This is a genomic window from Sphingomonas sp., from assembly GCF_048594985.1.
In the GTDB taxonomy this organism is placed as follows: Bacteria; Pseudomonadota; Alphaproteobacteria; order Sphingomonadales; family Sphingomonadaceae; genus Sphingomonas_I.
Genome location: NZ_JBMDXG010000061.1, coordinates 1 through 3,128, shown reverse-complemented (window position 1 = coordinate 3,128; position 3,128 = coordinate 1). Strand labels below are relative to the sequence as shown.

The window sequence follows — 3,128 nt, the reverse complement described above, 5'->3', positions numbered from 1 at the left end:
GCGTCGGCCGGGATGTGGGGGCGGTCGGGAACCCCGTGCGGCACCACCGCGATCTTGCTCCAGGCGATACCATGCACGCGCGCAAGGATCTCACGTCCCTTTTCCGCCATCACGATCAACCGTGAGGCCCGTCGCGCGAGCGCCTCGATTACGGCGCGCTGGTCGGCATTGGGCTGTTCCAATACCGTGTGCAAAGTGACCACGACCGGCGCATCGACCCGATCGAGGAGACGCAGCAGATTGCTACCCGCCGGACCGCCGAAGATGCCATATTCGTGCTGGACGAGAACGACTTCGGCCCCGCTCTGATTGATGCGCCGCGCCGCGCGTCGGTAATCGCCCAGATCCTCCTGCTCGATCGTGCAGGTTACCTCCGGCCCGTAAGCATGATCGCTCCCGGGATCGTTCATGGCGTAAAGATCGATGACAAGGTCGGGAAAGGCGGTGTGGATCGCCACGTAGACATCGCGCGTGAAGGTGGCGAGGCCGCACAGACGCGGCGGGCTGTTGCCGATCAGGGCGATGCGGGAGATGGCGGCACTACCAGCCAATTCGGTCATCGAGGATCCTCTTTGGGCCGTCCGGCACCGCGCAAACCATCCTGCGCCGCCACGACGGTTCATGCTACAGCAACATAAATGTTCCATGAATGCAGATGTTCCAACGTTTGCGCAGCGCAACATTTCCGCTCATCCTGCATTAACGCGGGGCGAAATTCGCGTTGACGGACCATTCCGGCGCGCTAATGGAGCGGTCGGGACGGCATCGGGCCGGGCCCGAAATGATTACGTGGAGCAGCACGAATGAAGAAGGTTGTCTTTGTTCTCGCCGCTGCCGGCCTGATGTCTCTGGCCGCTTGCAGCTCGCAGACCCCGGCGGAGAACGCCGCCGACGCGACGGAGAACGCGCTGGATAACGCCGGCGAGAACCTCGAGGATCTGGCGGAGAACAGCTCGAACGAGGTGGCTTCCGACGCTCTTGAGAACGCTGCCGACAACGCGCACGACGCGGCTGACAACGTTCAGTAATCGGACGGGTCCACACGGATCCATCTGACAAGGATGCGGGCGTCCCTGGTGGGCGCCCGTTTTCTTTTGTGCGCCATGGTAGCGGCACTCTGACTCTTCGGTCGCCGGCGCCGCCACGGGATGACGCGCCGCTCGCGACCCGCTACGGGCGGGCATCATGGCATCCGCTCCCCTCTCCTTCTTCAACAGCCTTTCCCGCGCGATCGAACCATTCAGCCCGGCCGACGGGCATACCGCGCGGGTCTATAGCTGCGGGCCGACAGTCTATAATTTCGCGCATCTCGGCAATCTGCGCGCTTATGTCTTTACCGATACGCTCCGGCGCACCCTGGCGCTGAAGGGCTATGCCGTGCGCCACGTCATCAACATCACCGATGTCGGCCACCTGACGAGCGACGCCGATGCCGGCGCGGACAAGATGGAACTCGCGGCGGCGGGGCTCGGCAAGGACATCTGGGAAGTCGCCGCCTTCTATACGCACGCGTTCAAGCGCAATTTGGCCAACCTCAACATCCTGGAGCCGACCCTCTGGTCGGTCGCCACGGATCACGTTCCCGACATGATCGCTTTCGCTGAACGGATCGCGGCCGATCATTGCTACGAGATCGACAGCGGACTCTATTTCGACGTTTCGACCGTGCCCGATTACGGCCGGCTCGCGCGCACGGTATCCGACGAGGGCGAAAGTCGGATCGACCCGGTCACGGGCAAACGCAATCCGCAGGATTTCGCGATCTGGCGGCGGTCGCCCCCGGGCGAGCAGCGCCAGATGGAATGGGACAGTCCGTGGGGACGCGGCGCGCCGGGGTGGCATCTCGAATGCTCGGTAATGAGCCTCAAATATCTGGGCCCCGCCCCATTCGACATCCATACGGGTGGGATCGACCATCGCGAGATCCATCACCCCAACGAAATCGCCCAGAACCAGGCCTATTGCGGCTGCACGGACAGCACGCCCGCCTTCACCGGCGCGCGCTTCTGGATGCACAACAACTTCTTGGTCGACCGGGGCGGCAAAATGTCGAAGTCGGCGGGCGGCTTCACGACGCTTTTCTCGCTGATCGACGCGGGCGTGCATCCGCTCGCTTACCGCCTGCTGTGCCTGTCCGCGCATTATAGATCCGAGCTTGAATTCTCGCCCGAGGCGGTCGGTGCCGCGCTGACCCGGCTCAAGCGGCTGGTGATGACGGTGGAGCGCCTGGCCGTCGCCTCGGTTGCGCCGTCCGATCCGCCCTCCCCGGCCGTCGCGCGCCACATCGACCGCCTCGATACGGCGCTCGGTGAGGATCTCAATACACCCGTCGCGCTGACCGCCCTCGACGAATTTCTGGCGGATAAGCGACTGTCGCCCGACGACCGTCGGGCCGGGCTCGATGCGTTCGACGCGGCGCTCGGGCTTAATCTCTTACGCCTCACCCGGCCGGACCTCCGCCTCCGTCCGGTCACGGCGTCGATCAGCGAAGACGATATCGACACGCGGCTCGAGGCCCGCCGCCAGGCGCGCGCTTCGAAGGATTTCGCCGCCGCAGATGCGGGGCGCGATGCGCTGGTGGCCGACGGGGTCGAGGTGATGGACGGCGATCCGCTCGGGTGGGAATGGCGGATAATGCTGGACTAGGCCAAGCGTCTGGCTAGCTTGTCCTTGTGCAGCCGAAACGAATCCTCACGATCGCCGGCACCCGCCCCGAGGCGGTGAAGCTCGCGCCGCTGGTCCGCCTTCTCCAGCGTCATATGTGGATCGAGCACCGGCTGGTGGCGACCGGGCAGCATGGTTCGCTGTTCCATGCGGCGCTGGCCGATTTCGGGCTGACGGCGGATGCCGATCTCAGGCTGCCCAACGAGACGCCCGATGGCTTCGTCGAGGAAGTCGCCGGGGCGATGCCCAGCCTGATCGAGGCGTTCGCCCCGGATCTCCTCCTCGTCCACGGCGACACCAGCAGCGCATGGGCGACCGCCCGGGTTGCTTCCGCCTGCGGGATACCGGTCGGGCATGTCGAGGCCGGACTTCGGTCGGGCAATCCTGACGTGCCGTGGCCCGAGGAGCGCAACCGGACCGAGATCGACGCGCTGTCCACCCTGCTCTTCGCCCCATCCGAGCAG

General features: G+C 65.2%; 4 protein-coding genes. 3 read left to right on the top strand and 1 reads right to left on the bottom strand.

What is annotated here, in order from left to right; all coding sequences use genetic code 11:
- On the bottom strand, nt 1-560 hold a 560-nt coding region (locus ACOJSF_RS02200), incomplete at its 3' end, for a glycosyltransferase (protein ID WP_420140602.1).
- A 243-nt stretch (nt 561-803) separates the two neighbouring features.
- Between ACOJSF_RS02200 and ACOJSF_RS02195 the strand changes: the two genes are divergently transcribed.
- The 3 genes from ACOJSF_RS02195 to ACOJSF_RS02185 form a co-directional block, all read left to right on the top strand.
- Nucleotides 804-1,028 carry a hypothetical protein gene (locus ACOJSF_RS02195; protein WP_420140601.1) on the top strand — a complete coding sequence of 75 codons (225 nt, stop codon included), beginning with the start codon at nt 804-806 and terminating at the stop codon, nt 1,026-1,028.
- Between the two features lie 157 nt (nt 1,029-1,185).
- Nucleotides 1,186-2,646 (top strand): cysteine--tRNA ligase, encoded by a 1,461-nt coding sequence (cysS, locus tag ACOJSF_RS02190; RefSeq protein ID WP_420140600.1) that lies wholly within the window; start codon nt 1,186-1,188, stop codon nt 2,644-2,646.
- A 26-nt stretch (nt 2,647-2,672) separates the two neighbouring features.
- Nucleotides 2,673-3,128: UDP-N-acetylglucosamine 2-epimerase (locus ACOJSF_RS02185; protein WP_420140599.1), on the top strand; the 456-nt coding region annotated here is incomplete at its 3' end.

Coding starts and splice junctions, on each gene's coding strand:
- ACOJSF_RS02195 (WP_420140601.1), top strand. CDS start 804: ATGAAGAAGGTTGTCTTTGTTCTCGCCGCTGCCGGCCTGATGTCTCTG.
- cysS (WP_420140600.1), top strand. CDS start 1,186: ATGGCATCCGCTCCCCTCTCCTTCTTCAACAGCCTTTCCCGCGCGATC.